The sequence below is a fragment of the Clostridium sp. genome (assembly GCF_040797585.1).
Classification (GTDB): Bacteria; Bacillota; Clostridia; order Clostridiales; family Clostridiaceae; genus Clostridium_Z.
The window spans coordinates 1-3,435 of sequence record NZ_JBFNEO010000259.1; the positions used below are offsets into that span (position 1 = coordinate 1).

Annotated in this window: 3 protein-coding genes; all 3 read left to right on the forward strand. The window is 32.0% G+C overall.

What is annotated here, in order from left to right:
* Nucleotides 1-575 (forward strand): phosphoesterase (locus tag AB2369_RS12425; RefSeq protein ID WP_367666790.1); only part of this gene is annotated, 575 nt, incomplete at its 5' end.
* Between the two features lie 51 nt (nucleotides 576-626).
* Nucleotides 627-1,145 (forward strand): adenine phosphoribosyltransferase, encoded by a 519-nt coding sequence (locus AB2369_RS12430; RefSeq protein ID WP_367666791.1) that lies wholly within the window; start codon nucleotides 627-629, stop codon nucleotides 1,143-1,145.
* A gap of 135 nt (nucleotides 1,146-1,280) precedes the next feature.
* The coding region (locus AB2369_RS12435) for a bifunctional (p)ppGpp synthetase/guanosine-3',5'-bis(diphosphate) 3'-pyrophosphohydrolase (RefSeq protein ID WP_367666792.1) at nucleotides 1,281-3,435 on the forward strand (2,155 nt) is incomplete at its 3' end.

The following is a 3,435-nucleotide window of genomic DNA, read 5'->3' on the forward strand; positions in this document are numbered from 1 at the left end:
GTTCAAAGGTAATTAAAAATCATGTGGATATGTTAGGTGCTTCCTTAATAATATCCCTAGGGTGTATAATAGAATCTAGGGACCAAGAGAATCTAATTAATAATCTTGGAATGGAGGTTATAGCACTTTTAAATAGGGAGTATAATGAAGATTTAGAATCTATAGTTTTAGGTAATGACACCTTAAGTATTAGTACTTTGACTTTTAAGTTAGCACAAGCTATAGCATCCTATTATAATATGAAGAGTATAAATAAATACATAGATTTGGTTACCATAGGTACTTATTCCTTCAGTGATAAAATCAGCGGAGAGAATAAGATTTTATTTGAGGAAGGTATAAAATATTTATTAAATAGCAATAATTATGGATTAAGAGCATTAATGACTTATAATGGAATAACTACGCCAAGTGAAGAGAATATAAGTAAGATGGTTCTGGTTATGACTCCAAGAGTTAATGCTGTAGGAACTATTGACAATGCAAGAATAGTAGTAGAACTTTTAACTACTACTAGTGAATATAGAGCACAGCAAATAGTAAAGTATTTAGAAAAAGAGTTAAAGAATGATTAGTATAATAGAGGCTTAAAAATATTTTAACAATAGTTTAGTGGAGGTATGGGTATGGATTTAAGAGAAAAGATAAGAATAGTAGATGGATTCCCAAAGGAAGGAATAAGTTTTAAGGATATCACAACTTTAATTGGAGATGGAGAGGCTTTAAAATATACTATAGATAAGATAGCAGAAAGACTTAAAGAAAAAAAAGTTGATGTAATAGTTGGACCAGAGGCTAGAGGATTTATATTTGGAGTGCCTGTAGCTTATGCTTTAGGTGTTAGCTTCGTTCCAGTTAGAAAGCCAGGAAAACTGCCTTGTGATACCCTAAGCTTTAACTATGATCTTGAATATGGAGCAGATTCTTTAGAAATGCATAAGGATGCTATAAAGAAAGGCCAAAGAGTTGCTATGGTAGATGATCTTTTAGCTACAGGCGGTACAATTTCTGCTGTTGCAAAGCTTGTAGAAGAAGCAGGTGGAGAAGTTGTAGCTATGGATTTTGTTATTGAGCTTACAGAGCTTAAGGGACGCGATAAGTTAAAAGGATATGATGTTAAAAGTTTAGTAGAATACGATATTTAAGTAGTTCTAACTAAGGGAAATTTAAATTGCAAAATTCTACACAATATTATATAATTTTGTTATATAGTAATAATGGCTGGTTGTATGACCAGCCATTGATATTATGAAGTTTAGTTTTAGAGGAGAGTATTCCAGATGCTAGATAAATTAATGGAGAAAATAGAAAAAAACTGTATAAACGTTGATAAGAAACTTGTAGAGAAAGCATACTATTTAGCAGAACAGGCTCATAGTGATCAAAAAAGAGAATCAGGAGAGCCATATTTAGTTCATCCTGTTGAGGTAGCGTGTATCTTAGCTGAAATGGGTATGGATACAAATACCATAGTGGCTGGGCTTCTTCATGATGTCATAGAGGATACAGATTATAATTATGATGATATAAAAGAGTTATTTAATGAAGAGGTAGCTAACCTAGTAGATGGAGTAACTAAACTTGGAAAGATTAAGTATAAAACTAAGGAAGAGCAAAAAGCGGATAATGTACGTAAAATGCTCCTAGCTATGACTAAGGATGTAAGAGTAATTCTTATAAAGCTAGCAGATAGACTTCATAATTTAAGAACTCTAAAGTTTAAATGTATTGAAAAGCAAAAAGAAAAGGCAAAAGAGACCTTTGATATATATGCCCCTCTTGCTCATAGACTTGGAATGTCTAAAATAAAATGGGAACTTGAAGATTTAGCTTTTAGATATATGAATTCTAATGAATATTATGAGCTTGTTAAAGAGATAGCAGAAAAGAGAGTAGAGAGAGAAGAATATATAAGTAAAGTAATAAATGATTTAAAGGATAGACTTGATCTTTCAGGTATAGAAACTGATATAGAGGGAAGGCCTAAACATTTTTATAGTATATATAGGAAAATGGTAAACAAGAGCAAATCTGTAGATCAAATATTTGATTTGACAGCTATAAGGATTTTGGTTCATACAATTAAAGACTGTTATGCAGTTCTTGGAATAGTTCATACAGTATATAAGCCTATTCCAGGAAGATTTAAGGACTATATTGCTATGCCAAAGCCTAATATGTATCAATCACTTCATACAACAGTTATAGGTCCCCATGGAAAAACATTTGAAATACAAATAAGAACCTTTGATATGCATAAAACAGCAGAGTACGGAATAGCTGCCCATTGGAAGTATAAAGAAGGATCAAGTGAGAATGGTGGAAATAATTTAGAAAATAAGCTTTCTTGGATTAGAGACATAGTAGAATGGCAAAGGGATACTGAGGATGCAGAAGAGTTTATGGAAGCCTTTAAGATAGATTTATTCTCTGATGAAGTATTTGTATTTACTCCTAAAGGGGTTGTAATAAATTTACCTAATGAAGCCACTCCAATAGATTTTGCCTATAGAATACATACAGATGTAGGAAATAAGTGTATAGGAGCCAAGGTTAATGGGAGAATGGTTACCCTTGATTATCATTTAAAAACTGGAGAAATTGTTGAGATACTAACATCATCGACACCAAAGGGACCAAGTATAGATTGGCTTAATATAGTAAAATCTAATCAAGCAAAGAGCAAGATAAGAGCTTGGTTTAAAAAGCAAAAGAGAGAAGAGAATATAGTAAAGGGTAAGGATGTATTAGAACGTGAAGCTAAAAGAAATGGATATAATTTTGGTGAACTTGCTAAGACTGAGACCTTAGAAAAGATTCTTAAAAGATATAATTTTAATTCTATAGATGACCTTTATGCATCTGTTGGTAGTGGGATGATAATTGCCTCAGGTATTGTAGGTAAATTAAGAGATAGTATTGAGCATTCTAAATCTAAGGAAGAGGATAATTCTGAAACCTTAAAAAAGGCTGAGGATCAAATAAAGAATAATAACCTAAAAAAGAAGCCTTCCGAGGTTGGAGTTACAGTAAAAGGCCTATCTAATGTAATGGTTAGATTCTCCAAATGTTGTAATCCGGTGCCAGGAGATGACATAATGGGATATATAACACGAGGAAGAGGAATATCAATCCATAGAAAAGATTGTAATAATGTAAATAGCTTACTAGATGAAGATAAGGATAAATTTGTAGAGGTAACTTGGGGAGTTTCTAACAAAGGAGAATATGTTACAGAGATACAGGTAAAGTGTGATGATAGAAACGGAGTATTATCTGATATAATGATAATAGTTACTGAAATGAAGATTCAGCTTCAGACATTAAATGCAAAGACTAATAGACAAGGATTTGCTATGGTAAATATTAAGCTTAGAATAACCACTATAGATGAACTTAAAGAACTTATGAAAAAGGTTAAGAAGGTAAAGGGTG

Coding starts and splice junctions, on each gene's coding strand:
- AB2369_RS12430 (WP_367666791.1), top strand. CDS start 627: ATGGATTTAAGAGAAAAGATAAGAATAGTAGATGGATTCCCAAAGGAA.